We start from the raw sequence: 24591 nt of genomic DNA on the forward strand, positions 1-24591 counted from the left end.
CGACCGGCGCGATCGGCCCGGGCAATCCGCGAACCGTGCTCGAACCCCCCGCCACTGCCCGGGTGTTCACGAACAAGAAGGCGATGGCTACCGGCCATGGAACAGCTCGACGCCTCGGACCCGCAGCGGGTCGGCCCGTACGTCCTGCTCCTCCCGCTCGGTTCGGGCGGCATGGGCAAGGTCTACCTGGGTCGCTCCGCCGCCGGACGCGCCGTCGCGGTGAAGGTGATCCGCGCCGACTTCGCCGCCGACGACCACTTCCGGGACCGGTTCCGCGCCGAAGTGGCGGCCGCGCGGCGGGTGTCCGGCGCCTTCACCGCGCCGGTCGTGGACGCCGACCCCGACGGCGACCCACCGTGGATGGCGACGGCGTTCGTCTCGGGCCTGTCGCTGTACGACGCCGTCCAACGCCACGGTCCGCTGCCCGAGCGGTCGCTGCGCATGCTGCTGGCGGGCCTGGCCGAGGCACTGGTCCGCATCCACGCGGCGGGCGTGGTGCACCGCGACCTCAAGCCCGGCAACGTCCTGCTGGCTCTGGACGGCCCCCATGTCATCGACTTCGGCATCGCCCGCGCACTGGACGGCACCTCCTTCACCCGGGACGGCACCATCGTGGGGTCGCCGGGGTACATGTCGCCCGAACAGTCCCTGGGACGGCCGGTCACCGCGGCGAGCGACCTGTTCGCACTGGGCTCGACGATGTTGTACGCCGCGTCCGGGCAGCGGCCGTTCGGCGAAGGCCCGCCCGCCGTCGTGCTCCGGCGCGTCGTCGGCGATCAGGCCGACACCACCGTATTGCCGTCCTCCATCCGGGACATGGTGGCGGCCTGCCTGGACAAGGACCCCGCGCGGCGTCCGACGCCGCACGCGCTGATCGACTTCGTCAGCCGCGAAGGAGCCCACCCGGACAGCCCGAGTTGGCTGCCCCGGGCGCTGACGCGCGACGTCGGCCGCGCGGCCGACGTCCTGACGGGGTTGCCGGCCTCCGCGGGCGCGGCGAGCGAGGGGACGACCGAGCACCCGGCCGTGCACACGGTCACGCAGTCGAGCGACCAGCCCGTGTCGTCCGCTCCCGCACCGCCCGGGATGTCCGCGCCACAGGGCCCGCCGGCACCGGACCGACGGCAGCCCTCGCGCAGGCGGCTGATCCTCGGCTTCGCCGCGGGCACGGCGGTGGCGGTTTCCGGCGGCGCGGCGGCCATCCTGCTGTCGGGGAACGACGGTTCGGGCAACAAGAGCGCGGCCGCGACGCCGTCCGCCGCCCCCTCCGGATCCGCGGCACCGCCCGCCGCCCCGGCACCGCCCGCGATCGTTCCGCACCCGCCGCTGCCCGCGCCGACCGGCCGGAAGGGCACGCTCGACGGGCCCGCGGCCGCGACGAAGTGGACGGCCACGGCCGGCGGCCCGATCACCGACCTGGCCGTGTACGGCGGTTCGGTCATCGCCTCCGGCAAGAACGGACGGGACGCGTTCGACACCGGCGCGGGCAGACCGCGGTGGACCCTGCCCTTGGCCGTGGATTGGAACGACGGCAACGGTTTCGCCGCCGGAAACGACCAGGCCGTCTACCTCACCGGGACCGTGTCCGCCACCTGGAGATACGTACTGAGCGCCGTCCAGCCTGGCACCGGAACGCAACTGTGGACACTCCCGGTCCCACATGCCGAATGGTTCCCCCTCGGCGTGGCCGGCATCGTCGACGGCACCGCCTTCGTCATCGGCCGGGTGGTCGTCGGGTCCGGGGCGCCCTCCTCCAGGTTCGTGTGGGCCGTCGACCTCGCGACCCGGACCGGTCTGTGGGAGGCAGTGGGCGAGGACATCTCCGGGTTGTTCGTGCCCCCGCGCGGCCCGAACCTGCTCCTGCACGGCGACGGTAGGCAGGGCCCGGACGGGCAACTCATGGCGCTCGACGCGACGCGCCGGGGCGCGCGCGGCTGGACCAAGGCCCTGCCGCCGGTGTCGATGCCGGCGTACGTCGTTCCGGGCGACCGCCGGGTCGCCGTCTGCTGGGCGGGCGACGGCTTCGTCTACTGCGCCGACCGGGTCCACCTCGTCGAACCGGACAGCGGAAGGCAGGTGTGGTCCTTCCCCGCCGCCGCGGCCGGCGAGACCTTCACGGACTGCGCCTCGGACGCCGACGGCGGTGCGGTCTTCGCCACCACGCAGAGCACGCTCTACTGCCTCGACGCGAAGACGGGCGCACGGCGCTGGCGCAGCTCGATACCCGGCGGGTCCGCGAAGCAGCCGGTGTTCCCGACCGAAAGCGTCCGGGTTCGCTACGACTTCGGCAACGTGTACGTCGCGGACCCCGCCGGAATACTGTGGGCGGTCGACGCGGCCACCGGGACGACCCGGTGGAAACACCCGTTCCCGGTCCCCTCCTCCGGAGCCGGTGTCACCCCGGTCCTGGCGGCCGGCGCGGGCACGGTGTTCATCGGCCACGGATTCGGCATCACCGCGATCGACGCGGCCGGCTAGTGCCGCGCCCGGCAACGTTTGCCCCGTCGCGGTGTCCGGTGCGGTGCATCGGCGTGCCGGAGAAGCAGCCGCATGGTACGTCGCCCCGCGACGTGAGCCGTCAATAGTCCAGGCGGGCGACCACCGGGGCGTGGTCGGAGCCGGGCGCGCCTCGGCGTTCGGCGGGTTGGCCGTTGACCGACGGCAGCGGGCCGTCCGCGCCGGTGAAGACCTGGTCGGTGTCGACACGGGCGAGCAACGCGTGGCTGACCAGCAGGTGATCGATGAGTTCGCCTTGCCCTTCGAAGACCCGGGAGAACCGCTGCTTCTCGGGGATGAGTGGGGCGAGGTTCCACAGCCGGGCAGCGTCGCCGTTGTCGGGCCTGGTGAACCCACCCGTGCCGATCTGGGAGCCGGGCGGCCCGTACAGGATCTGGGTGGTCGCCGCCTGCGGGGTGTCGTTCAGGTCGCCCATCACCACCACGTCCCGGGTACGTCCGTCGCCGTCGAGGAGTTCGTCGGCCAGCGCGCGCATGGTGGCGGCCTCCGCGCCGCGCCGCCACAGCGCGTAGGCGGCGTAGCGGGCGCGTTCGCCCTCGTCGCGGGGGCTGTGTCGGTTGCCGGGATAGGTGAGCAGTTTCGACTTGAGGTGGCACACCGCCGCGAGCAGGGTGTGCCCGGTCTTCGGGGTCAGCCTCACCGCGAGGCCGCCGCGGCCCATCGCGTTCAGGGGCACTCCGGTGTCCTGGGTCTGCAGCGGCGCGAAATCCGCCGGGAACGCGGTGACGTCGGCGACCACGGTGAGGGGCTTGCGGCTGAGGAACCCGACCCGGATGCGACGCCCGTCCGGGTGCGTGGACAGCGCGGTGTGCCATTGGCCGTCCAGCAGGTCGACCAGCCCGGCCAGCGCCTCGGGGTTGCCCACCTCCTGCAGGCCGAGCAGATCCGGCGCGAGGCGGTTGACGGTGTCCGCGAGCGAGGCCAACTTCGCCTGGTAGGCCGCTTCGTCCTTCGGACCGTCGGCCTCCCCCGCGAGGAACAGATTCTCCACATTCCAGGTGGCAATCGTCAGCTTCACTTGCGGCTCCCGGACGACGCGATCCACGGGCACGGCACTCACCCCTGCCCGCACAGTTTCCCCACCACGTCCCTCGCGACCGCCCAGGACCGCCGAGCCACGACCCGGTATTCACCCGAATGTCGGCATCCCCACCGGGATCGACCGAGAACGCCGAGCCCCGGCGGCCGGGAGCCGACCGGTCGACCCGGCAACGGGTCGGTCGGGGATCGGTCCGGGCGGCGTGTTCGCGCCGCCGCGGCCGACCGCCGGGAGCCTGGATGCAAATACCGAACCTGACTAGGCTTTTGCGCATGGAATCCGAACGGCGGGAATCCGAACGGCAGGCTCGCCTCGACAACATCCGCACACCACGCGGCCGATACGCGAAGGGTGTCGCCCGCCGGAACCGGATCCTCGAAGTGGCACTCGACGTCTTCGCGACGCTCGGCGAAAAGGGCGCCCTGATCAAAGAGGTCGCCGACCGCATGGGCATGTCCCAGGCCGGCGTCCTGCACTACTTCGGATCCCGCGAAGGCTTGTTGATCTGGGTCCTGGGCGAACGCGACCGCGTGGCCGCCGAGGCCGTGCGGCAGGACTCGTTCGGCGACCCGCTCACCGCGCGCGCCGAGATCCTGCGCCGCAGCAGCGACGTTCCCGGACTGGTGCGCCTGTACGTGGGCATGGCCGCCGCGGCTGGCTTCCCCGGCCATCCGGCACGCGATTTCTTCGAGGTCCGCTCCACCGACATCATCGCCGACCTGCGCGAGAGCCTCGCGGCCCTGCAGCGCGGGGGCCGCGTCCGCGCCGACGTCGACCCGGACGCCATGGCCCGGCTCGCCCTCGCGGCCGCCGACGGCATCCAGTACCAGTGGCTGATCGACCCCACGGTGGACATGGGCGCCGTCATCGACACGATCGTCGCCCTACTCGTACCGCCCGCCCCGCCCCCGGTCACCCCACCGGCCGAACCCGGCACTCCCCCGACATCGCGCAAGCCGTCGTAACGGACCCGGCAACCGGCACTACGACGGGCACGCGTAGCCGCTGCCGTCCCGACGCCGCCGACTGCGAATCCCCGGGAGGGTCGGGGATTTCTCCTGCGTTCGTCGCGCCTCGCAAGGTCCGCTGTCCCGCTCCTCCGGCGGCCACCGAAGGAGCGGGAGGAACCCGGCACGGGAAGAAACCGGCGCGGGAGGATCAGTGCGTGTAGAGGTAGAACCAGCCCTGGGAGCCGGACGTGCAGAAGAAGTTCGGGCCCCAGAGTTGAATGCCCGCCTGGCCGGCCGCGTTGCATTCGGCATACGTGGTGTAGACGCCACTCACATGGAACTCGCCGCCGGCGCTCGCGGAGGTCGCGGCGCAGATGGGCAACAGAACCGCCGCAACGACGGCGACAAGCAACCCGATGCGTTGTCTCACGTGCCAACTCCTTTTGCCTGGACACGATCCGCCTGATCGTCGGCTCGTGTCGGAGATGGTGCGATGCCACCCGCATACTACGGACGCAACACCGGAAAGGTCTAGACCAACCAAGGTCCAGACCTTCCGGGGTACGGCCCCGACCACGGCAACACACCCGAGCGGGGCCGTTCTCGGCGTCGCGCGGACGATCGGGCGAAGGAACGACCGGTCGGTGTCCGTGCACGAGTGGTTCGGCGATCGCCCGCCTGGTCAGGCCGCCAGGTGCCGTGCCGGCAGGTTCCAACCGGAGTCGAAACCCAAGTGGGCTCCCTCGCCCCGGAATTGCTCGGGGACGTCGGTCTGGCGCAGGGTCGGACGGGCACGGCCCTCGCCCAGGTCGGTGAGGGTCGGTTCCTGCCGCATCGCCTCGCCGGGAACGTGGAAGGCGAGCCTGTGCGGAGCGACGACGTCCAGGTAGACGCCCTTGAAAGAAATCTCCATGTCGCCCATGACCATGGTGAGTTCGCAGCGCCCACCCGTCCACGGCTCGAGAGTGACGCTCTCGCGCGGCACGGACGGCCCTTCGGGCGCGAAGAACGTCACGATCCGATCCGGGTCGGTGTACGCGGCGAACACCTCCTCGCAGGGCGCGTCGAACTCACGCACGAACGTGACCCTACCGTCGCCGTCGCCGTCGCCGGTCATCGTGGTCGCCGGAGCGGTGTTCCCGGTCATGACAGGTTCCTCAATCCTCGCGGTGTCCCGTGCATTCGAAACGTAGACCCGCGCGCCGTCACGAACTCATCGCACCCCGCGGCGGCTCGCCCCGCCGGTTCCGCGACAGACGGGCATGGACGGTGACACCACGCTCAGCCCCAGGGTAGGTGGGCGCGTACCTCGAAACCGCCGTCCGGGGTGGGGCCGCAGGCGAGGGTTCCGCCGGCCAGGGTGGCGCGTTCGGTCAGGCCGATGAGGCCTTGGCCGGAGCCCGGCACGTGCGGCACCTCGCCCGGCGGCGCCGGGTTTCGCACGCACACGGTCAGGCCCTCCCCGGGTGCGCCCGCGACCGTGACCGTGGTCTCGGCTCCGGGGGCGTGCTTGCGGGCGTTGGTCAGGGCCTCCTGGGCGATGCGGTAGGCGGTGCGGCCGACGGAGGCGGGTACGGTCGCCGCGTCGGTGACCTCGTGGGTCAGCGTGATCCTCATGCCGGCCTCGCGCGACTCGGCGACCAGGCCGTCCAGCGCGGCGAGCGTCGGCTGGGGCCGGCCGCCGGGGTCGTCGGCATCGCCCGTGCGCAGCACACCGATGATCTCCCTGAGGTCCTGCAGTGCCTCGTGGGCGCTCTCCCGGATGACCCCGGCCGCCCTCGCGACCTGCTCGCGTGGCGCGTCCGGCCGGAACTCCAGCGCGCCGGCGTGCACGCTCAGCAGGGTCAGCCGGTGCGCGAGGACGTCGTGCATCTCGCGGGCGATGGCCTCGCGGGCAAGGCGCTGCGCCTGCTCGGCCCGCAACCGCGCCTCCGCCTCGGCGCGGCGCGCCCGGTCCCGCAGGCTGAGCATGAGTTGCCGCTTGGCGCGTACGAACATGCCCCAGCCGATGACCGACAGGGTCAGCAGCACGGCGAACACCACGACGCCGAGGTACGACAGATCGGGATCCGGGCGCAGCCGGTAGAACACCGGGACCAGCGCGAGTTGCAGGCCGCCCACCCAGGCCACGTACCGGAAGGGACGGTGCACCGTGAGGGTGAACAGCGCGATCAGGGCGGCGCCGCCCGCGGCGGTGGAAACGAGACCGACCGGGATCATGGCGACGGCCAGTCCCAACGGCCACCGGCGGCGAAACCAGACCGCGCCACACGCCAGAACACCCAGCGCCAGGTCGGCGACCACGAGCCCGCGTGGCAGATCCGACTCCTGCAGCGAGTCGACGGCGGCGAGGCCGATACCGACGGCCACCAGGAAACCGCAGGTGTCGACGATCCAGTCGCGGGCCGTGCGGCGGGATCGGCCGTGTCCGCTCGGGTCGGGATCGAGCTGGTCCACCACCGCGGATGGCAGCCACCACCGCCGCTCGCCGAACGCCCGTGGCTCCGGCACCGTCGTGTCATCTTTCATGGTCGACAAAAGTACGCAATGGTCCTGCGTACAGCGGCTCGACCTCCCGAAGCCTCCGCCCGACGACATGCACGGCGAGACACGGTCCGGAGCGTGCGAGCCCGGCCGGCGATACCCAGCGCCGCGTGCCGTGTCTTGGCGGACCCTTCGCGCGAAGTCGCGCGTGCCCGGCCGCACGCGGTCGGGGCGGGCCCGGGGGTCGGCTCCCGCGGTGGTGGCGTGGCGCGCCGAGCGCCGCTCTCTCGAACGGATGTGACGCTCTCGTTCGGGTGAATCTCTCGTGTGTGCCGGTGATGTCGACCCAAGCCCAGGCGCCCGGATGCGCACCGGCTCGAGGTGTCCGCAGAGGTTGTCCGGGCGCGTCTGCTCCCGGGGAGTCGCCCGTTCGGTCACTTCTCCCCGCCGCCTTGTCCATGTCACAGTTCCTCCGGTTTCTCTCGTCTCGTGAGAGCCGGTTCCCAAGTCCGGAGGGTGAACGGGATCATGCGGGTGTTCGCGGCAAGCCGTGCCAGGGGTCTCGGGCGGCCGACGCCCCGGCCGTGGCGCGAGGGCCACCAGGTGAGCGCCGGCACGGCGAGTACGACCGGCCGTGGCTGTCGTCGCGGCCGGGCGCGGCGGTTCCGGACCCGGCGATGGGGGCAGTGGTGAGAGCGGCGCCGGCCGTACCCGAAGACGGCCTTTCGCCACCGGAGATCGACATCGTCCGCCACCTGCTGGGCATGCCGGTCAACGACTCGCCGGCCGATTTCCCGCATGGCGAAGGCACTCCCACTTCGTACGCGGAGATGCTCACCGACGCGTACGAGAGTGCGGGGCTGGGGAATTTCCCGCTTCCGGGCAGGCCCCCCGTCCGCGGGGCCTTCAGTACCGGGGTCGTGGCGCTGACCACGAAGGGCTATGTGATCGGGCAACGGACCAGCGAGAACTACCGCCCTACGCATCCCGTCCTGCAGGCGGAACCGATCGTGACGACGCCGCAGGCGCTCCGCATCGCCAACGGGCAACGACCGGGACTCACCCCTCGGTTGTTCCACCACGAGGACGAGAGGCTGATCGTGACCAGCTTCGAGTTCGGGACACACCCGCGGAGGGACCGCGATCCGTCCGGGTCCGTGGTCCGTCGACTGCTCCTGCAGGGACTGCCCCGGGCGTTGACCGACTTCACGACGATACGGATCCCGCGAGAGGTACGACGCCACCGGAACGTGGACTCGACCGTGGCCATGATCGACCGCGCGCGAACCGTGCGCCGCAGTCGCTTCGGCGAGGAACAACTGCGTCGGACGGCCGCCTTCGGAATCGACGACGCCCTTCTGGACGACCTTGGCGATCGAGCGGCCGCGTTCACCCCGCGCGCCTCCGGCATCCTGCACAACGACCTGCACTACGACAACATGCTGGTGCGGCCGGTGCCGCGCGACGGTCGGATGCCGAGCAGGGGAGTCTGCCTGCTGGACCTGCAGTTCGTGACCGAAGGCGACCCGGTACAGGACCTCGCGTGTGCCGCGGTCAAGCTCGACTGCACGAGGGACGAGGTCGCCGAGCTGGCCCTCGGTTGGGCTCGTCGGCTGGACGCCGGCAGAACGTCCGGGATCGAGCACGACCTTCCCACCGCCATGGCTGCGGTCTCCGCGACACAGTCGACGGTGCTCATCCCCAACGTGATCAAGACCGTGCGAGAGGCCGCCGAACACGACCGGTCGAGTCTTGAACACACCCTCGACGAGGCCGCCCGAAAGATCCAGGCCTGCGTGGCACCGGCCTTGGAGTTCGGTCGCGACGCACAGGTCACCACCACCTGGGTCCGACACCGCCTCGGCGGCATGCTCCCCCGAAACCCCGCGATGATCCCGGTCGTGGGATTCCGGCCGGTCGACAGCCCACGCCGTGCGTCGCCATCGCCCGTCCTGCCCGGTTCGACGGAACACGCTTCCCACACCCCTCGACTCGCTCCCGAGCAGCGGGCGCGAGACACGCACAGCGACCCCATCTCGGGGTGGCAGGCGTAACCGGCGTCTGCATCGCGGCGGACGCCGACGGCTCTCCGCCCGAGAATGTCCGGGGCGCCGCGTCCGGGGACGTCGCGGAGGTGTACGGCGTGGGGCACGCGTTCCGCAGCGCCGCGCGCGAGTGTGGCCTGCCCGACGGGTGCGGAGCCGTCAAGGTGCGATCGCCATCATCGAAGAACGCACGGGAACCGGCTGTCCCGACTGTCCGAAGGCACCTCCCCGACCGCTGCGTGAGCTCCGTTCACCGGCCTGGACAGGGTGGATGGCGAGGCGCGGCGACGAAGCCGTCGGACCACCGGCATCACGTCACCCGGACTGACGTGCGCGCGGCCGACGACAGTAGGAGAAGGAACATGACTGCGATTGGCCGTGTCGTGGGACGCGAGGTCATCGACAGCAGGGGCAACCCCACGGTGGAGGTCGACGTCCTGCTGGAGGACGGTTCACTGGGCCGTGCGGCTGTTCCCTCCGGGGCCTCCACCGGCGCGAACGAAGCCGTCGAACTCCGCGACGGCGACGAGGCCCGGTTCCACGGCAAGGGCGTGCGCCAAGCCGTCGACGCCGTCAACGGTGCCATCGCCGAAGCACTTGTCGGGCTCGAGGCCGAGGACCAGGCCCTGGTCGACGAGACCATGATCGCCCTCGACGGTACGCCCAACAAGGGCAGGTTCGGTGCCAACGCGATCCTCGGTGCTTCGTTGGCCACCGTGAAGGCCGCCGCCGCCGCGCATCGGCTGCCGCTGTACCGCTATGTCGGAGGCGCCGGCGCACGGCTGCTGCCGGTGACGATGTCTTCTGTACCAACGTCGACCGACTCCGCGACGGCATCCGTGACGGGGTGGCCAACTCCATCCTGGTCAAGGTCAACCAGATCGGCTCTCTCACCGAGACGCTGACCACCGTCGACGCCGCGCACAAGGCCGGCTACACGGTGGTGATGTCGCACCGTTCCGGCGAGACCGAGGACACCACGATCGCCGACCTCGCCGTGGCCACCGGCTGCGGCCAGATCAAGACCGGTTCGCTGTCGCGTTCGGACCGCACGGCCAAGTACAACCAGCTGATCCGGATCGAGGAGGAACTCGGTTCCCAGGCCCGGTACGCCGGCCGTTCGGCGCTGTACGTGCGCGGCTGACGATTGATCGAACGGCGCCCCACAATGGCCCGGCCGCCGGTGAAACCGGTGGCCGGGCCATGAAGACCGGTCACCCACCGGGGGCGTGGCGGGCGAGCGAGGCGCGGATGGCGTTCGCGCGTGGGCCCTCCCACCAGGGCACGGTCTTGACCAGGACCGGAGGGGTGCCGCTCATCAGCACGAGCGCGCGACCGCGTGGCAACGCGGCGAGGTCGGCGATGTCGAGTACCGATTCCGGGCGGGACGCCCGGGTGGTCGACTGGGTCCACAGGGCCGGGGAGGTACTCGACGTACTGGTGGTGGCCGGCTCGAACATGCCCGCCGCGGCGGAGAGTTCGCCGAGGAGGCGGGTATCGGCGACGCCGCCGCCGTAGACCCGGACGTTCGCCGCGCCCCACAGCTTGGCCATGCCGTGCTCGCCCCAGACCGCCACGCCCTGTGCCCAGGACTGCAGGATCGTCATCATCAGGATGCCGCGCGAGCCGTAGTGGCTGTACATGGTGGGGAGTTCCTTCCAGGGGCAGACGTTCGCCGCCTCGTCCAGGACGAACACCGCGGGCACCGGCAGTCGGCCTCCGGGACTCTCGATCGCCACGCCCTCCGACGCGTAGGCGATCGCCGTGGTCAGCGCCAGGACCAGCGGGGCGGCCATCTTGTTCGTTTCCTCGGACAGCAGGTAGATGGTGCCGCCCACGGTCGACGCGAAGGCGTTGTGCGAGAACTGCGGGCGCGACGCGTCCTCGTTCGGCGTCACCCATTGGGTGACCTCGGCCGCGGACAGGAACGACGCCATCTGCTGAGCCGTGCCGTACACGCCCGCGCGTTGCGCGGAGGGCGCCTGATGGACACTTTCGACGGCGTTCGCCACCGTGTGGTGGCCGTGGTGGCGCAGGATCCGGCTGGGGGTGTCGTCGTTGGGGCGGGTCAGCCACCCGTACACGTCGGTGATGGGCCGGTCGTCGATCGAGGCGGCGAGCATGAGGTGGCCGAAGAGATCCTGTCCGGCGGGTTCGAAATAGCCGTCGCTGCGGACGTGCGAGCCCCGATTGACGCTCGCGAAGATGGAGGCGAGCACGACCGCCTTCACCACGTTGTCGCCGATGAAGGTCAGGGGATTCCACCACCACGATGCCGGTTCCCCGGCCTGTCCTTGCGGGTCGAACACCCAGACCGGGCCCCCGCGGGCCCGTACGCCCCGGGTCGCGTCCAGGATGTCGCGCTTGTTCGAGGTCACGACCACGCTCCCGGGCGCGGCGACGACGGCCGGAATCGCCCTGGTGGCGGTCTTGCCCGTGCGCGGTCCCCAGATGTCGACGTGCATGTCCTCCCACGATCCCCACAGTTCCCGGTTGCCGCGCACCGTACGTCCCACGAGCAGTCCGGGGCCGGCATCGCGGGCCACGCCCATGCGCAGTGCCCTCGCGCGGGCGGCGCGTCCCGTCGTGTGTCGCAGGTCGCCGGCTCGCGCCAGGTACCGGGCGGCGCGATCGACCCTGGGCCGGTTGGCACGAGCGCGGATCAGAGCGGTCGCACCCGCGCCCAGCAGGCACAACTCCCCCACGGCGACGATCGTCGCCGGCACGCCGGGCCATGGGTAGGTGCCGGTGAGCCACTCGAGGACGAACCTCGGGGGGAAGGCGGCGGGGCGTGGCCGGGTGCCGTCCGCCCACGTGATGACGAATGCCGCCGACCAGAGCCAACCGCAGGCCAGCAGGGCGGCTGCCGGCAGCGCGGCCAGCATGATGATCTCGGTGTGCGGTGAGGAGCCACGTCTGGTGGTGGTAGCGCTCATTGCGGAGTGATCCGATCGGTGAATCGGCTGTCGGCGCGCGGACGCGCGGCAGCATGGGAAGTCGGTGCACGATGCGTCGCCATCACGCCGGCACGAAGGCCCCTCGACCGCGAGGGAGGCGGCGAGCGCGTCGTGTCGGGCGGGCGAAAGTCGAGACGGAAGGCGGCTACGCGTCGAGGCGACGACAGCTGTCGCCACAGCCACGGCGAAGGCGACAGCGCGTAGCGGATACGCGAACACGGCACCAGGGCCGGGAACGCCGAGGCCGATCCTCCGCGCCCGTACCCGATCCGAGCCTGCCCGCCACCGTCGTCACCAGTCCCGCGCGTTCTCGATGGTGGTCAGGGTGAGCCGGTTGCCGGCTCGCCGATAGTGGCGCATCGAGGGAAGCGCGGGACTGTACACGTGGACCGAGATCGCGTGTTCGACATCGGAACGGTTGCGTACGTCGTGCACGTGCGATGCGCCGAAGGCCCGCCCTCGGCCCGCGCGCAGAAGCCGCGCTTGCGGTTGCCGGGGCTCCACCTCGACCGCGCCTCCCACGACGATGGGCAGGCTCCGTACCCGCAGGACCTGCTCGGTGAGTTCACCCCGCGCCACCGCGAACGCGCCCCGTGCCCCGCCGTGGTCGTGAAAGCCGGTCGAGGAACCCGGTGGCCATCCGATCAACCACGCCTCGCCACCGCCCGGAACAGGGAGCCGCGACCAGGTGCGTTGCTCGGGGTCCAAGGGCAGGGTGGAGACAAGTTCCCGGTCTCCCACCGCGGTGAGCACGAAGTCCAGGAACAATCGCGTCGACGCACGCGATGGAACTGCGGCGGCCATGGCGGCCGAGGTCGGTGAGCCCGACGACCTGTCGACGTCGGGTCCGGGTAGTCCGGGTAGTCCGGAGGATCGGGGCGTGAAGTTGTCGGAGGCAACGGAGTCTGTACGCATGCAACGTCCTCGAAAGGGGTGCTCCGCGCCTGTTGCCGTATGCCCTCCACCCTTCCGCCCACGAACACGCGTCGCGTGTCGGGGTCGAGGTCGGGCGTCGGCGGACGTCTCATCGCACCGAAGGGCCGCCCGGAAAACCGGGTCGGCCGGACGGCGTCAGGAGATGCGTGAGGGCACGTCGCTTGCACTTCGCGGCGAGGCGAATCCTCGTTGGGGACCGATCAGTCCATGCACTGGACCGCGGCGAGATGCGAGGTGCGGGCGTCGGCAGGTGGGGCGCGCGAGAAGGGGCCGGGGCTCAGGTCAGCGCGAAGCGCGACACAGACACCCGGCGTACCTGAGAAGATCCAGGTGGATGCGCCCAACGAGGATTTCGTGACTGCTCACGCTCACGGACACAATCACGCAGGTTCACCGCGGTCAAATCGGCTTGCTCCAACTGCCTGCCTTCGAAGCAGAGTTGGCGATTTTCGGCAACTCCACGGCAGGCGAGTCCGCGCGCAGGCCCAGTCGTCCTCCTCCTGAGGGTGACCGATTCGCTCTCTCCGACGGGCCCGCCCACCGGGGCCGGCCGCTGCCGCGCGCGCCGGAAACCTGTCGCTCATCCGCACCGGTGCGAGTGGTGTTTGTTTTGTACTGAGCGATCCAATATGGTGTCGGCACGTGCCCGTACGGCACGAATCCTGTTGCGGCGGGTGCCTGGTTCGGCACGTGCCCTTTCGAAGGAAGGTTGGGCCATGAGCGAGACCAGGGCAGTCGTCGAGGAGTTCTTCCATCGCGCCGGAGCCGGTGACTTCGCGCGGATGCCGGAGCTGTTCGCCGAGGAGGTCGACTGGGACGTCTACGGTGCCGAGGAGGTGCCATGGATCGGTCGTCGCACCACGCGGGCCGAGGTCGCCGACTTCTTCGACATCCTTCCCCGGCACCTCAAGGCCGAGGAGTTCGGCATCCACCAGGTCGTCGTGGACGGCGAGGACGCGGTCGCCCTCGGCTACATGCGACAGGTGGTGGTGACCACCGGCGACCTGTTCGTCTCCCCGTTCGCCTTCCGCTTCACGGTGCAAAACGGCCTGATCACTCGCTACGTCACCTACGAGGACAGCCTGAACCTGGCCCGCGCGTTCGGCGTGGTCTGACCGGCCGGGCCACATCCGCCCGGCGGGATCGGCGCGGGATCACCGGCGCGGGTCGTCGATCCCGGGCCCGCATCGCGAGGCGGCCTTCAGCGCCACAGCCAGGCAGCCACTCCGGATACGGCGATGAGCAGGCACACGCCGAGGTTGACGACCTTGTAGGTCAGGAACACCGCGACGAACTCGCGGATCGTCGCGCTGGGGCGGAAGTACGAAGCCGTCGGCGCGCCGACCACTTGGCCGCGGACTCCGGTGCGGCGCGCGAGCAGGGCGGCGCGAAAGGCGTGGAAGTTGTTGGTGACGATGACGCACCGGTAGACGGGGTCGGCGGCCGTCATGATCGCCTTGCTGAAAAGCAGGTTCTCCTCGGTGTTCCGCGAACGGTCCTCGCGCACGATCCGTTCCGCGGGGAACCCGCGGGCGATCAGATGGTCGGCCATCGCGTGTGACTCCGGTAGGTCCTCATCGGGGCCCCGGCCGCCCGACGTGATGAGCACGGGTTGGTTCCCGCGTGCGACTTGGGCCTCGAAGAGGGCTCGCGCGCGATCGAGCCGACCGGCCAGCAGGGGTGGCACCTTGTCGCCGCCGACGAGGCCGGAACCGAGTACGACCACGAAGTCGACCGAGCGGCGCACCCGCAATCGCTCGTAGAGGAAGGCGTACCCGACGAAGCACAGAAGCAGGAAGGACACGTAGCCGACCACCAGAACGACGGTGCCGGTGACCACGATCAACGTACGCGAGCGGGTGACCGTGGCCGTCACGAGAAGTGCGATCACGGCGACGATGGCCAGCCCCGTCAACAGCGAGAGCAGGTTGGCGGGGCGGATTCCCTCCCGGCGCACCATCGTCACGCCGTTGGACACCAGCGCGCCGGCGAGCACGAGCACACCCACGGCCGGCGCGAGCAGGAGGAGCACGGTCAGCACCGCCACGAGCGGCCGTGGTATCCGGCTCATTTCACCGATCAGCCCGACGATGAGGGCGACGAGGGCCAGGCCGAGGTACACGGCGTTGCCGAACCGGCGGCGGTCCCGCAGGACTCCGACGAGGAAGAGCACAAAGAACAGCGCGGCAAAGCCGTAGGCGAACACCGCCGAATCCTACGCAGCGCGGCCCGCCCCGATCGCAGGGCACACACCCGGGGCGCCGTTGGCGACGGCAACCGGCCGACCGTCACGGTCCGCCGGAACGCTCTCGGCATGAATCGGCGTGCGTCCACGCCGACCGGCCCTGACCGACGCGAACCGACGCGGACCGACCCGAGTGAACCTCCACCCCTCAGGCCGTGCCCGCGATTTCCCCCGCATGCACTTCGTGCATGAACGCCTCCGCCCGCTCTCGCGCGACGAGTTGATCGGGATCGCGCCCGCTGAGAATCCAGAAGAACGTGGGGCCGACCAGCAAGGCGGTGGCCTGGTCGATGGGGAGCGAGCCGGGGCCGGGCTCGAGCGCGCGCTCCACGACCACCCGGGCGCTGTCCCCGAGGATGTCCGTGGCCTCGAGAAGCGCCGCGACCTCCGAATCGTGTTGCGCTTCGCCGATGAGCGCGCGATACGCGGCCCCGGCCGGCGACCGTGCGAGGAAGCGGGCCAGCGCCTCCAGGTAGGTCGCCAGGTCTTCGACGGGGTCCTCGGAGGGTTGGACGGCGAGTTCCTCGGCCGCGTCCTCGGCGCTGGCCTCCACGAGGATCTCCGCCGTGGTGGACCACCATCGGTAGACGGTCTGCCGGGACACCCGTGCGCGCTCGGCGATGCCCTTCATCGTCACGCCGGCATAGCCGACCTCGAGCAGCAGGTCGTCGACGGCGTGCAGGACCGCCGCGCGTGCTTGTTCGCTGCGAGGGCGGCCGCCCCGACCGTGCTCTTTCGCCATGCCCGGAACTATACATGGACACCGTGTCTCGTATCTGCTAGGTTTCTGGACACGGTGACCCGAAACTGTGTCGTCGCCGGGCGGGCCGGGCCCTTCCGGCGCCCGCCCTTCCTGTCGGCGTTCCGCCGACACCACACCCCCTTCGGGGCTACGAGGAGGTCACGCACATGCGTGTGTTCATTACCGGAGGCGGCGGCTGGATCGGATCCGCCATCGTCGACGAACTCCAGGCCACCGGCCACGAAGTCGTCGGCCTTGCCCGGTCGGAGAAGTCCGCGCAGTCACTGGCGCACAAGGGCGCCGGTGTCCTTCGTGGAGATCTGGACGATCTCGGCTCCCTGCGCCGAGGAGCGGCCGGGGCGGACGCCGTGGTCCACATGGCCAACAAGCACGACTGGAGCAATCCGGCGGAGTCGGACCGTTCCGAGCGCGTCTCGGTCGAGACCCTCGCCGAGGCACTGATCGGCACCGATCGGCCGTTCGTGGTCGCGGCGCCCATCTCCGGACTCGTCCAGGGCCGACCCGCGCTGGAGTCCGACGCATCGCCTGCCGTGGGCCTGGACTCGAACCGGGGTGGCAGCGAGAACCTCGCGCTGGACTACGTCGACCAAGGCGTGCGAACCATCATCAGCCGCTTCGCGCCGAGCGTTCACGGCGCAGGCGACTGGGGGTTCGTCACCTTCCTGTTCGGCGCCGCCCGCAAGCACGGCGTCTCCGGCTACATCGGCGACGGCTCCACGGCATGGTCGGCGGTACACCGCTCGGACGCCGCCCGACTCATCCGGCTCGGGCTCGAAACGGCACCCGCCGGGACGCGCCTGCACGCCATCGCCGAGGAAGCCGTCACCACCAGGGCGATCGCCGAAGCCATCGGACGCTACCTCGACATTCCGACCGTCTCGATCGACCCGCCGGACGCCGGCGCGCACTTCGGAATCGTCGGCGGCTTCTTCGCCAAGACGATGACCGCGTCCGCCGACGCCACCCGAGCAACCCTGTCCTGGACCCCCACCGGACCGACCCTGCTCGAAGACATCGAGACCGGAGCCTACGCCGACGCCTGAGCCGGCCACACCGGCACCGCGGAGACCCGGGCAGGGCCGCACGGCCCGGAAATCCCGGCGCGGCCGCTTTCGTGGCGGGTGCGCCGGGTGATCGAGGTCGAACCGGCGCGGTCCCCGCGCGGTCACGCCCCCGGGATCGGGAAGATCATGCAGCTACTCGTCGCGTGCGCGAGCAGACGGTCGTTCGCGTCCAGCAGTTCGGCCTCCGCGAGCGCGGTGCGGCGGCCTTGGCTGCGCACCCGGCCCACCGCGCGAATCCGGCCGGTGTCGAAGGTGATCGGACGCAGGAACTTCGTGGACAGGTCGAGCGAGGTGTACGCCATGCCCGCGGGCAACGTCGTGTGCACCGCGCAACCGGCCGCCGAGTCGAGCAGGGTCGCGTACACGCCGCCGTGCACGCTCCCGATCGGGTTGTAGTGCTCCTCGCCCGGCGTCATGGAGAACACCGCGCGCCCGTGCTCGACCTCGTCGAGAGTGAAGTCGAGGGTGGCGGCTATCGGCGGCCCCGGATACCTGCCGGCGATCATCGCCTTCAGAAAGTCGAGGCCGGCCATGGAGGCGGCGGCGCCTGCCGTGATCGCCGGGTCGTCCCACGTATACGTCCGCGACCTGCCCATGCCCGTCCTCCGTTTCCCACCCGGCCGTGCCGTGGCGCGACGGGCCGTCCTGTGACCTGACCGGCGCCACGGCCGGCACCGACTGACTGCGTTTTCCGAAGCCAGGTGTCACACTACTCCCATGGACCTGGAGTGGCTGGACATCGACCCCGCGCAATGCCCGGTCCGGCGCACGCTCGACCTGGTGGGAGAGAAGTGGTCGCTGTTGATCCTGCGGGACGCCGTCAACGGCGTGCGCAGGTTCGACGACTTCCGACGCCACGTCGGCTTGTCGGAGGCCGTGCTCACCGACCGGCTGCGCAAACTGGTCGCCGGCGGCGTGCTCGCGACCCGGCCCTACCGCGAGCCCGGAGCGCGCACGCGCAACGAGTACCGGGTCACCGCCAAGGGCTGGGACCTGTGGCCGGTGCTGCTGGCCCTCAAGGAGTTCGGCGAGAAGCACTGGGCCGATCCGGCGGGGCCGATGCTCGACGTGCGGCACCGCGACTGCGGTGCGCCGGTCCGCGTCGTCGTCGAATGCGCCGAGGGGCACCCGCATCTGACCCATCGTGACGTGAAGGCACGACCGGGTCCGGCCGCCCGTCCCCTCACCCCCCGACCCACCCGCTGAGCACCCGTCCACACCCTCCACCGACGCACCACACGCTTCGCCACACCGGGCGGGTGGCCGGAACAGCCCCGAGAAGGGAACCCACCGCAGCCGAGTCACGCGGCCCGATCCCCCGGCCCGATGCGCGGCTGCTCGCAGTCGCCCCCGCGATCGCCCGGTTCACCCGTCGCCGAAGGCGGCCAGGAGGTCGTCCTCGGACGGCGCGGCGGTCGGGGGCGCGGGGGTGGTCGGTTGTTCGGTCCAGATGGTCTTGCCGGTGCGGTGGTAGCGGCTGCCCCAGCGGGCGGTGAGCTGGGCGACGAGGAACAGGCCGCGCCCACCCTCGTCGGTGTCGCGGGCTCGGCGCAGCCGGGGTTGGGTGTTGCTGGGGTCGGAGACCTCGCACACCAGCATGCCGTCGTGGATGAGCCGCACACCGACGGGACCACCCGCGTACCGGATGGCGTTGGTGACCAACTCGCTGACGACGAGTTCGCAGGTGTACGCGAGTTCCCCGAGGCCCCAGTCCGCGAGCTTGCTCGTGACCAACTCCCGTGCGTGGGAGACCTGTGCGAGGTCGGCCGGCAGTTCCCAGCGGGCCACCGCGTCGGCGGGGACGCCGCGAGTACGCGCGAGCAACAACGCGACGTCGTCGTCACGCGGGGGATCGAGGCGAGCCAGCACGGCGGCGCCGATCTCCTCCAGCGGCCGGTCCCGGTTCTCGGCCGCGACCGCCGCGAATTCGTCCAGGCTCGCGGAGGGGTCGGCGTAGCGTCGCTCGACGAGCCCGTCGGTGTAGAAGGCGAGCAGCGAGTCGGGCGGCAGCTCGATCTCGACGGCCTCGAACGGCAGTCCACCGACGCCGAGCGGAGGCCCCGGCGGCACGTCGGCGAACCGCGGCTCCACGCCCGGGCGCACCACCAGCGGCGGCGGGTGTCCGGCACTGGCGATGGCGAGGGTGCGGCCGATCGGATCGTAGACCGCGTACTGGAACGTGGCGCCGAGTGCGGCGAGTTCCGCGGTCGCGTCGTCGGGATCGTGCTCGGGCCAGTAGCTGAGCACCAGGTCGTCCAGGTGTCCGATCAGCTCGTCGGGCTCCAGGTCCAGGTCGGCGAGGGTCTGCACGGCGGTACGCAGGCGTCCCATCGCGGCGGTGGCGCCCAGCCCGTGGCCGACGACGTCCCCGACCACGAACGCGGTGCGCATCGAGGACAACGGGATCACGTCGAACCAATCGCCGCCCACCCCCGCGTCGCCCTCCGCGGGACGATAGGTGCCCGCGGTTTCCGCGGCCGGGGTGCGGTTGACCAGCCGGGGCAGCAACGAGCGCTGTAGGGCCACGGCGGTGCGGTGCTCGCGCGTGTAGCGGCGCGCGTTGTCCACGCTGAGCGCGGCGCGCGAGGCGATCTCCGCGAGCAGGGTCGCGTCGCGGTCGTCGAAGGCGGGTCGGTCGCCGGTGCGCCAGACGGTGATACTGCCCAGGATCAGCCCGCGGACCAGCAGCGTGGCGACCATGGAAGAGGACGCCACCGCCGGAATGATCGTGTCCAGCGTCTCCGGATCCAGGTTGAGGGACGCGCGCAGTTGCGCCATGTCGGTGGCGCGGACGGGGACGCCCTCGGCAAGCGGACCGAGCATCGGGCTTTCCGGAAACGGCGGCAGCCGGTCGCCGACGCCCAGCATCGGGGCGGGCCAGCGGGTGCCCGGCCGGGCGGCGACCGCGACCCGCAGCAGGGCGAGCTCGTTTTCACCGGTCAGGCGCGGCTCGTCCCCGTGCAGGACGGGCTCGGTCAGATCCACGGAGGCCAGGTCCGCGAAGTCCGGCACCAGCACGTCGACGAACGCCCGAGCCGCCTCGCCCAGGTCCAGGCTCGCGCCGATGTCGACCGCCGCCGTGTGCGCCAACTCGTGGTGTTCGCGGGCCCGGACCTCCGGGTCGCGCGCATCGCCGGCGGAGTGCCGAACCGGCAGCAGCAGAACCAGTCGGGCGCTGGGGACGAGGTTCGACCGGTCCGGGCCGTGATCGGACAGCGGCGTCGTCAGGGAACGAGCGTGCACCGGCCCCAGCGCACCCGGGATCGTCACCCGCGCGCCCGGCCCGCGCCCGGGCACCGCGCGCAGCGCCGCGGCGGCGGCCGGCGGCAACGGATCACCCAACTGCCTCCGCGCGGACGGGCTGCACATCAGGACGTTGCCGTCCGCGTCCAACAGCACCGCGGCGAGGTCAGGGGGGATCTCGTCGTCCGCTTCGACGGCACGCGACGCCCGCATCCTCGGCCCGCCCTGCCTCCCCGAGCCACGGAATCCTTCGTGACGTTCCATTCTCACGCCACCCGACCATCGCCGGCCACCAGAGCCCCGGACACACCTGCCCCACCCCCCTCGGCCGTGCGGGCTCCCGGCCGCCGGGCGCAGCGATCGATGCCCCCGATACCGCCGCACGAGGCGGCGTTCGGCGTCGAGGACGGTGAAAGGGTTCACCGCAGGGTCGAAGGCGGCGTGCCATGGCTCCGGCCGAGCCCCGCCGCCCCGATCACGAAACCGTCCGCCGTCGACTGCGGGAACGGCGGTGACGCCCGACGGCGGGCACCGGATGCCGGACCTACTTGCCGTCCTTGTCGGGATCCGCAGCGAGGGTGATCACGCCCAGATGGCCGTCGCCGTCCTGGACGACCTTGAGGAGCATGGTGGGCTTGTAGATGTTGTCGCCATCGTTGAACGTGTCCCGGCCGGTGTGCTTGGCATACGGCTGTTCGGCGAAGACGGCGCTGTTGAGCGCCTCGTCCATCATGAGCTGGGTGGTGAGTGTGCGTTCGTTGTCGACGTGCACCATGGCGTGGACGTGGACGGTACGGCCCCGATACCAGCCGGGCCAGATGGTGGTGAACTGCACGATGCCCTGGTTGTCGGTCACCTGGGCACCGCGCAGGTAGCGCTTGTCGTCCTGCGGCGTGAGGTCCCCCTGTCCCCCGCCACCGCCTGCGCCACCGCCCGGCGCTCCCGAGGGGGGCGCGCCGCCGGGCGCTCCGGACGGGGGCGGGCCACCACCCGGACCGCCGCTCCCGCCGCCCCCGCCGCTCGGACCGCCTCCGCCGCCGCCCCCACCGGAGAGGCTTTCGGCCCCGGAGTAGAGGCCGGCCGCGTCGCAGTGCCAGATCTCCACCACCGCGTTCGGGATCGCTTGGCACGTCTCACTGTCCTGGACCCGGACGGCCAGCCGCAGCCGGGTGCCCGCGCGGTCCTCGCGGATGTCGCTGCGGATCTTGTCGGCGTCGAAGTAGTACGGGCCCTGGGTGGTCTGCGGGGTGAGCGTGCAGGTGCCCGCCCCCTCGAACAGTTTCGCGATGTCCTGGGTGGTGCCGGCCTGGGGCGAGACCGTGGCGGTCGCGCCCGTCGTCGTGGTGGCCCGGGCGCTGCCGCCGTTCTTCGCTCCCGAGCAGGCGCCGAGCAGCGCGCCCAGGCCGATGCTGCCGATGCCCGCCAGCGCGGTGCGCCGGCTGACGCGTTGACCTTCGTGATGGTCATGGCTCATGGTCCGTCGACTCCTTCCGAGTCACTCTCGGTCATCGGCAGCGTAGAAACGCCGCATGAGAGCCGGATGTGAGCCGGATGAGAAACGGATCGTCCCGACTGCGAACCCTTCGCCGACTCTGCCGGCGCCCTACTCGCCCCGCACACCACGCGTGCGAGCGGACACCGCACAAGGGCAACCGTCGCCGTCCCTGTACACGAGGCACCCGAACCGCACACGCGGCCGGGTCCGCGGCCGGCGGGACCGGGCGGTTCGACGCACACTCGAATGGTGGAGATCATGTCGGCGCGCGGCTACCTCATCCTCCCCGACCTCGGGGACGTCGAGGTCACCCTCGACCTGTTCGACTGGCCGATCAACGGCGAGACCCTCGCGCGTACGTGGAGCGCGGTCATCGACAACGGCCCCGTCCTGGAGCCCGACACCGAGGGCTTCCTGCGCCTGGACACCGAGCCCGCCGGAATCGGGCACCCCTTCGTCGTCATCGCCGCCGGGCACCACGTGACACGAATCAGCGGACGCAAGACCGTGTGACCGGGGCCTCCGGCTCCCGAACCGGGCCGCCCGACCGGATCCGAGTATCCGTACTCTGACGGGTGCTCGCATGGGCGGGAAAACTGGGGCCATGCTCGAGCGGACTGTACGTGGTGGGCGTGATCATGGTCGGACTCGCGAGCGTGGGCGCGACCGGCGTCGTCTCCCACCTGGTCACCTCCGTGAGGCACAAAGCGGGAAGCGGCCGACCAAGGCACCGACCCTTCCCCACCCCGCCGCCCCGACGCCCGCCGGCCCCATTCACGAAGCGGGCGACGCGGGACCTCGGACCCGGCACCCTGGTCGGCGGGTCGGGCGTCTCCTCCCCCTCGGTCGGGAGGAGACGCCCACCCACCACCGGCGATCCCCCGGAGCCCCCGAAGGGGAGGAACCGCCCGCGCCCCACGCCTGCCCCGCCTGCGGCGACCCGCACCCACCCGAACGGGTGAATCACGTCGCGGCGGGGCGTGTCCACCGGAGGCCGGCCGGGTTCCCGCACCGAGCAGCGGCACTTCCGCCGTGTCCGGGTGCTTCCTCGGGCGCGGCAGACGGCCGGCCCGGCGCCACGTGTGGTCCCCGGACGCGGAGCGGACTCGACCGCGATCTCCCCGACGAGTTCCGGAACGACGGCATCGCGGGTTGTCCGTACGGGAGTTCGGGCGGTCTCGCGAGCGGTCTCAGGACATGAACCCCAGGACTCCGCGGTCCTCGCTCGCCCGTGCCGCGTTCAGCCACTCCGCGCAGTCCTCGATGGCCTCGCGTACTTCCCCGTCGAGTGCGGCCAGTTGCTCGCCGGTCGCGGCGGCGTACTGTTCCAGCGCCTTGGCGCAGTCCGCCGGCGACCAGACCCCGTGCCCCGGAAGGTCGGTGTACGGGAGCGGCGAGGGGAGTCCGTAGCCGAACTCCGAGACCCGGACGGCGTCGACGCCGAGCGACGCGAGCCCTTCGTCGACGCGCTCGAGCCACCCGAACCGGAACGGCGAGAAGTTGTTGCTGTAGATCCGCCGCCCGTGGAAGGCGCAGATCATCCGGTACGCGTAGCCGTACTGGAACGTGTGCCCGTCCGCGAACGGCCCGCCGTCCACCACCGCGGTCAGCGCCTCGTACAGCGTCGGCGCGCCGGCCGCTATCTCGCTCGAGAAGTAATCGTCGTCCCGGGCCATCTCCTGTTTGAAACGTCCGCCGATGGCCCGGCGCACGCGCACATCCCCCGACCCCACCACCGCACGCACGGTCTCGGGGTTTGCAATGAACAAAGACAGCGAAAGACTCATGCCGCCAAACCTATCCACCTCGCCCGACACGGCCGCGCCGTCGTGCGGTCGCGAACGGCGCACCCCGAACACCCGCGTGGACAAGCGGACATCGCCCCCGCCTGTCCGGGGTGGGCGGGGGCTCGGCGTCTGCGCGGGACGGCGTGGGAGGTGCCGGCGCGCCCGTGTCGACTCGGGCTTCCGGGGAAGGCGTCGACGGTGAGCACCCACGTGCCGTCCCGGGATGGTCCGCGCCGGTCCGATTCACGATTCGGCCTCAGGTTGGTCCTGGTCGCGGGCGCCTTCCTGGTCGGGGTTGTGCCCTTCACGCTCCTGGCGCTGCTGGTGCGCAACTCCTGGTCGCCATTGCACGCGTTGGACGTCGACATCGCTCGGACGATGGAGGCGTGGATGTCGGCGCGACCGCGTTGGCGCCGACTGGCGCACACGCTCAGCGACTGGGTCTGGGACCCTTTCGTCTTTCGCATTCTGGTGCTCGTGCTCTGCGTGTGGTTGTGGCGGCGCGGTGCCCGCCGGCTCGTCGTGTGGGCGATCACGGCGATGGCGATCGCGGCGGCGCTCAGCGGCCTGACCAAGGTGGTGATCGCGCGTGCCCGCCCCGAGGACGCCGTCACGAGCGCCCCGGGCGGATCGTTCCCCTCCGGGCATACGTTGACCGCGACCGTCGGCGCGGGCTTGCTGTTGCTGATCCTGCTGCCCGTCGTTCCCCGTCGGTCCCGTCCGGTGGCGTGGTGCGCGACCGTCGTCTCGGCGTTCGGGGTCGGTTGCACCCGTGTGGCCCTGGGCGCTCACTACCTCTCCGATGTGGTCGGCGGCTGGATCCTGGGCATCGCCGTCCTGGCCGCCACCTCCGGCGCGTTCGCGTGGTGGCGGCACGACACCGGCCCGCCGGCTCCGGACACGGACGCCGGACTCGAACCGGGAATCCACCCGGCGAAACCCGGGCACTGACCACCGAACGTGGCATCGTGACCGCGCATCGGGAACGCCGACGAGACGGGGACGGCGGACCACGGGGACGACGGTCGGCGACCGGCGCTCTCACCGACAACGGTGGCGGCGCCGG

General features: G+C 71.3%; 21 protein-coding genes and 1 pseudogene. 9 read left to right on the top strand and 13 right to left on the bottom strand.

Annotated elements, in window-relative coordinates:
• Positions 1 to 96 precede the first annotated feature (96 nt).
• Positions 97 to 2478 (top strand): serine/threonine-protein kinase, encoded by a 2382-nt coding sequence (locus tag OG948_RS40875; protein WP_331770037.1) that lies wholly within the window; start codon positions 97 to 99, stop codon positions 2476 to 2478.
• A 100-nt stretch (positions 2479 to 2578) separates the two neighbouring features.
• On the opposite strand, the gene OG948_RS40880 is transcribed toward OG948_RS40875, so the two are convergent.
• Entirely contained in the window at positions 2579 to 3529 is a 951-nt protein-coding gene (locus OG948_RS40880) for an endonuclease/exonuclease/phosphatase family protein (RefSeq protein ID WP_331773471.1), read from the bottom strand.
• Positions 3530 to 3828: 299 nt separating this feature from the next.
• On the opposite strand from OG948_RS40880, the gene OG948_RS40885 reads away from it, so the two are divergent.
• Complete coding sequence (locus OG948_RS40885) at positions 3829 to 4521, top strand: TetR family transcriptional regulator (protein ID WP_331770038.1); 693 nt, start codon at positions 3829 to 3831, stop codon at positions 4519 to 4521.
• A gap of 193 nt (positions 4522 to 4714) precedes the next feature.
• Here the strand turns inward: OG948_RS40885 and OG948_RS40890 are convergent, their stop codons facing one another.
• The 3 genes from OG948_RS40890 to OG948_RS40900 form a co-directional block, all read right to left on the bottom strand.
• Positions 4715 to 4936: a hypothetical protein gene (locus tag OG948_RS40890; protein ID WP_331770039.1), complete on the bottom strand. Its 222-nt coding sequence runs from the start codon at positions 4934 to 4936 to the stop codon at positions 4715 to 4717.
• 252 nt (positions 4937 to 5188) lie between these two features.
• The gene (locus tag OG948_RS40895) at positions 5189 to 5653 is read right to left on the bottom strand and encodes an SRPBCC domain-containing protein (protein WP_331770040.1); all 465 of its coding nucleotides are present in this window, start codon (positions 5651 to 5653) and stop codon (positions 5189 to 5191) included.
• A gap of 134 nt (positions 5654 to 5787) precedes the next feature.
• Positions 5788 to 7035 carry a histidine kinase gene (locus tag OG948_RS40900; protein ID WP_331770041.1) on the bottom strand — a complete coding sequence of 416 codons (1248 nt, stop codon included), beginning with the start codon at positions 7033 to 7035 and terminating at the stop codon, positions 5788 to 5790.
• A 644-nt stretch (positions 7036 to 7679) separates the two neighbouring features.
• Between OG948_RS40900 and OG948_RS40905 the strand changes: the two genes are divergently transcribed.
• Together OG948_RS40905 and OG948_RS40910 are read left to right on the top strand one after the other, a co-directional pair.
• Positions 7680 to 9044 (top strand): phosphotransferase, encoded by a 1365-nt coding sequence (locus OG948_RS40905; protein ID WP_331770042.1) that lies wholly within the window; start codon positions 7680 to 7682, stop codon positions 9042 to 9044.
• 353 nt (positions 9045 to 9397) lie between these two features.
• A pseudogene (locus tag OG948_RS40910) lies at positions 9398 to 10179 on the top strand (hypothetical protein).
• A 70-nt stretch (positions 10180 to 10249) separates the two neighbouring features.
• Here OG948_RS40910 and OG948_RS40915 read toward each other — a convergent pair.
• From OG948_RS40915 to OG948_RS40925, 3 genes are all read right to left on the bottom strand, one after another.
• Positions 10250 to 11971, bottom strand: coding sequence for a TraM recognition domain-containing protein (locus tag OG948_RS40915; protein WP_331770043.1), 1722 nt, complete (start codon positions 11969 to 11971; stop codon positions 10250 to 10252).
• A gap of 312 nt (positions 11972 to 12283) precedes the next feature.
• A complete protein-coding gene (locus OG948_RS40920; RefSeq protein WP_331770044.1) occupies positions 12284 to 12907 on the bottom strand; it encodes a cysteine dioxygenase in 624 nt (207 codons plus the stop codon).
• 303 nt (positions 12908 to 13210) lie between these two features.
• On the bottom strand, positions 13211 to 13312 hold the full coding sequence (locus OG948_RS40925; protein WP_395860229.1) for a putative leader peptide: 102 nt from the start codon (positions 13310 to 13312) through the stop codon (positions 13211 to 13213).
• Positions 13313 to 13644: 332 nt separating this feature from the next.
• On the opposite strand from OG948_RS40925, the gene OG948_RS40930 reads away from it, so the two are divergent.
• Positions 13645 to 14043 (top strand): nuclear transport factor 2 family protein, encoded by a 399-nt coding sequence (locus OG948_RS40930; RefSeq protein ID WP_331770045.1) that lies wholly within the window; start codon positions 13645 to 13647, stop codon positions 14041 to 14043.
• Between the two features lie 86 nt (positions 14044 to 14129).
• Here the strand turns inward: OG948_RS40930 and OG948_RS40935 are convergent, their stop codons facing one another.
• Positions 14130 to 15134 (bottom strand): YdcF family protein, encoded by a 1005-nt coding sequence (locus OG948_RS40935; RefSeq protein ID WP_331770046.1) that lies wholly within the window; start codon positions 15132 to 15134, stop codon positions 14130 to 14132.
• Between the two features lie 187 nt (positions 15135 to 15321).
• On the bottom strand, positions 15322 to 15915 hold the full coding sequence (locus tag OG948_RS40940; RefSeq protein WP_331770047.1) for a TetR/AcrR family transcriptional regulator: 594 nt from the start codon (positions 15913 to 15915) through the stop codon (positions 15322 to 15324).
• 167 nt (positions 15916 to 16082) lie between these two features.
• Between OG948_RS40940 and OG948_RS40945 the strand changes: the two genes are divergently transcribed.
• A complete protein-coding gene (locus OG948_RS40945) occupies positions 16083 to 16979 on the top strand; it encodes an SDR family oxidoreductase (RefSeq protein ID WP_331770048.1) in 897 nt (298 codons plus the stop codon).
• A 122-nt stretch (positions 16980 to 17101) separates the two neighbouring features.
• Here OG948_RS40945 and OG948_RS40950 read toward each other — a convergent pair whose 3' ends face one another.
• Entirely contained in the window at positions 17102 to 17596 is a 495-nt protein-coding gene (locus OG948_RS40950) for a PaaI family thioesterase (protein WP_331770049.1), read from the bottom strand.
• Between the two features lie 127 nt (positions 17597 to 17723).
• On the opposite strand from OG948_RS40950, the gene OG948_RS40955 reads away from it, so the two are divergent.
• Positions 17724 to 18206 carry a helix-turn-helix domain-containing protein gene (locus OG948_RS40955; protein WP_331773472.1) on the top strand — a complete coding sequence of 161 codons (483 nt, stop codon included), beginning with the start codon at positions 17724 to 17726 and terminating at the stop codon, positions 18204 to 18206.
• 159 nt (positions 18207 to 18365) lie between these two features.
• Here OG948_RS40955 and OG948_RS40960 read toward each other — a convergent pair whose 3' ends face one another.
• Together OG948_RS40960 and OG948_RS40965 are read right to left on the bottom strand one after the other, a co-directional pair.
• Positions 18366 to 20456, bottom strand: coding sequence for an ATP-binding SpoIIE family protein phosphatase (locus OG948_RS40960; RefSeq protein WP_331770050.1), 2091 nt, complete (start codon positions 20454 to 20456; stop codon positions 18366 to 18368).
• A 331-nt stretch (positions 20457 to 20787) separates the two neighbouring features.
• Positions 20788 to 21717 carry a protocatechuate dioxygenase gene (locus tag OG948_RS40965; RefSeq protein ID WP_331770051.1) on the bottom strand — a complete coding sequence of 310 codons (930 nt, stop codon included), beginning with the start codon at positions 21715 to 21717 and terminating at the stop codon, positions 20788 to 20790.
• 267 nt (positions 21718 to 21984) lie between these two features.
• Between OG948_RS40965 and OG948_RS40970 the strand changes: the two genes are divergently transcribed.
• Positions 21985 to 22251, top strand: coding sequence for a hypothetical protein (locus OG948_RS40970; RefSeq protein ID WP_406300568.1), 267 nt, complete (start codon positions 21985 to 21987; stop codon positions 22249 to 22251).
• Between the two features lie 677 nt (positions 22252 to 22928).
• Here the strand turns inward: OG948_RS40970 and OG948_RS40975 are convergent.
• The gene (locus OG948_RS40975; RefSeq protein ID WP_331770053.1) at positions 22929 to 23525 is read right to left on the bottom strand and encodes a hypothetical protein; all 597 of its coding nucleotides are present in this window, start codon (positions 23523 to 23525) and stop codon (positions 22929 to 22931) included.
• A gap of 198 nt (positions 23526 to 23723) precedes the next feature.
• Between OG948_RS40975 and OG948_RS40980 the strand changes: the two genes are divergently transcribed.
• Positions 23724 to 24476, top strand: coding sequence for a phosphatase PAP2 family protein (locus OG948_RS40980; protein ID WP_331770054.1), 753 nt, complete (start codon positions 23724 to 23726; stop codon positions 24474 to 24476).
• The last annotated feature ends 115 nt before the right edge of the window (positions 24477 to 24591 follow it).

Origin of the sequence: Embleya sp. NBC_00888 (assembly GCF_045207655.1) — a bacterium.
Lineage (GTDB): Bacteria > Actinomycetota > Actinomycetes > Streptomycetales > Streptomycetaceae > Embleya.

What these genes read in the sequence shown, in the direction of transcription:
- OG948_RS40885 (WP_331770038.1), top strand. Translation starts at nt 3,829, where the DNA reads ATGGAATCCGAACGGCGGGAATCCGAACGGCAGGCTCGCCTCGACAAC.
- OG948_RS40895 (WP_331770040.1), bottom strand. Translation starts at nt 5,653, where the DNA reads ATGACCGGGAACACCGCTCCGGCGACCACGATGACCGGCGACGGCGAC.
- OG948_RS40975 (WP_331770053.1), bottom strand. Translation starts at nt 23,525, where the DNA reads ATGAGTCTTTCGCTGTCTTTGTTCATTGCAAACCCCGAGACCGTGCGT.
- OG948_RS40970 (WP_406300568.1), top strand. Translation starts at nt 21,985, where the DNA reads ATGGTGGAGATCATGTCGGCGCGCGGCTACCTCATCCTCCCCGACCTC.
- OG948_RS40915 (WP_331770043.1), bottom strand. Translation starts at nt 11,971, where the DNA reads ATGAGCGCTACCACCACCAGACGTGGCTCCTCACCGCACACCGAGATC.
- OG948_RS40945 (WP_331770048.1), top strand. Translation starts at nt 16,083, where the DNA reads ATGCGTGTGTTCATTACCGGAGGCGGCGGCTGGATCGGATCCGCCATC.
- OG948_RS40930 (WP_331770045.1), top strand. Translation starts at nt 13,645, where the DNA reads ATGAGCGAGACCAGGGCAGTCGTCGAGGAGTTCTTCCATCGCGCCGGA.
- OG948_RS40875 (WP_331770037.1), top strand. Translation starts at nt 97, where the DNA reads ATGGAACAGCTCGACGCCTCGGACCCGCAGCGGGTCGGCCCGTACGTC.
- OG948_RS40940 (WP_331770047.1), bottom strand. Translation starts at nt 15,915, where the DNA reads ATGGCGAAAGAGCACGGTCGGGGCGGCCGCCCTCGCAGCGAACAAGCA.
- OG948_RS40950 (WP_331770049.1), bottom strand. Translation starts at nt 17,596, where the DNA reads ATGGGCAGGTCGCGGACGTATACGTGGGACGACCCGGCGATCACGGCA.
- OG948_RS40960 (WP_331770050.1), bottom strand. Translation starts at nt 20,456, where the DNA reads ATGCGGGCGTCGCGTGCCGTCGAAGCGGACGACGAGATCCCCCCTGAC.
- OG948_RS40965 (WP_331770051.1), bottom strand. Translation starts at nt 21,717, where the DNA reads ATGAGCCATGACCATCACGAAGGTCAACGCGTCAGCCGGCGCACCGCG.
- OG948_RS40900 (WP_331770041.1), bottom strand. Translation starts at nt 7,035, where the DNA reads ATGAAAGATGACACGACGGTGCCGGAGCCACGGGCGTTCGGCGAGCGG.
- OG948_RS40920 (WP_331770044.1), bottom strand. Translation starts at nt 12,907, where the DNA reads ATGCGTACAGACTCCGTTGCCTCCGACAACTTCACGCCCCGATCCTCC.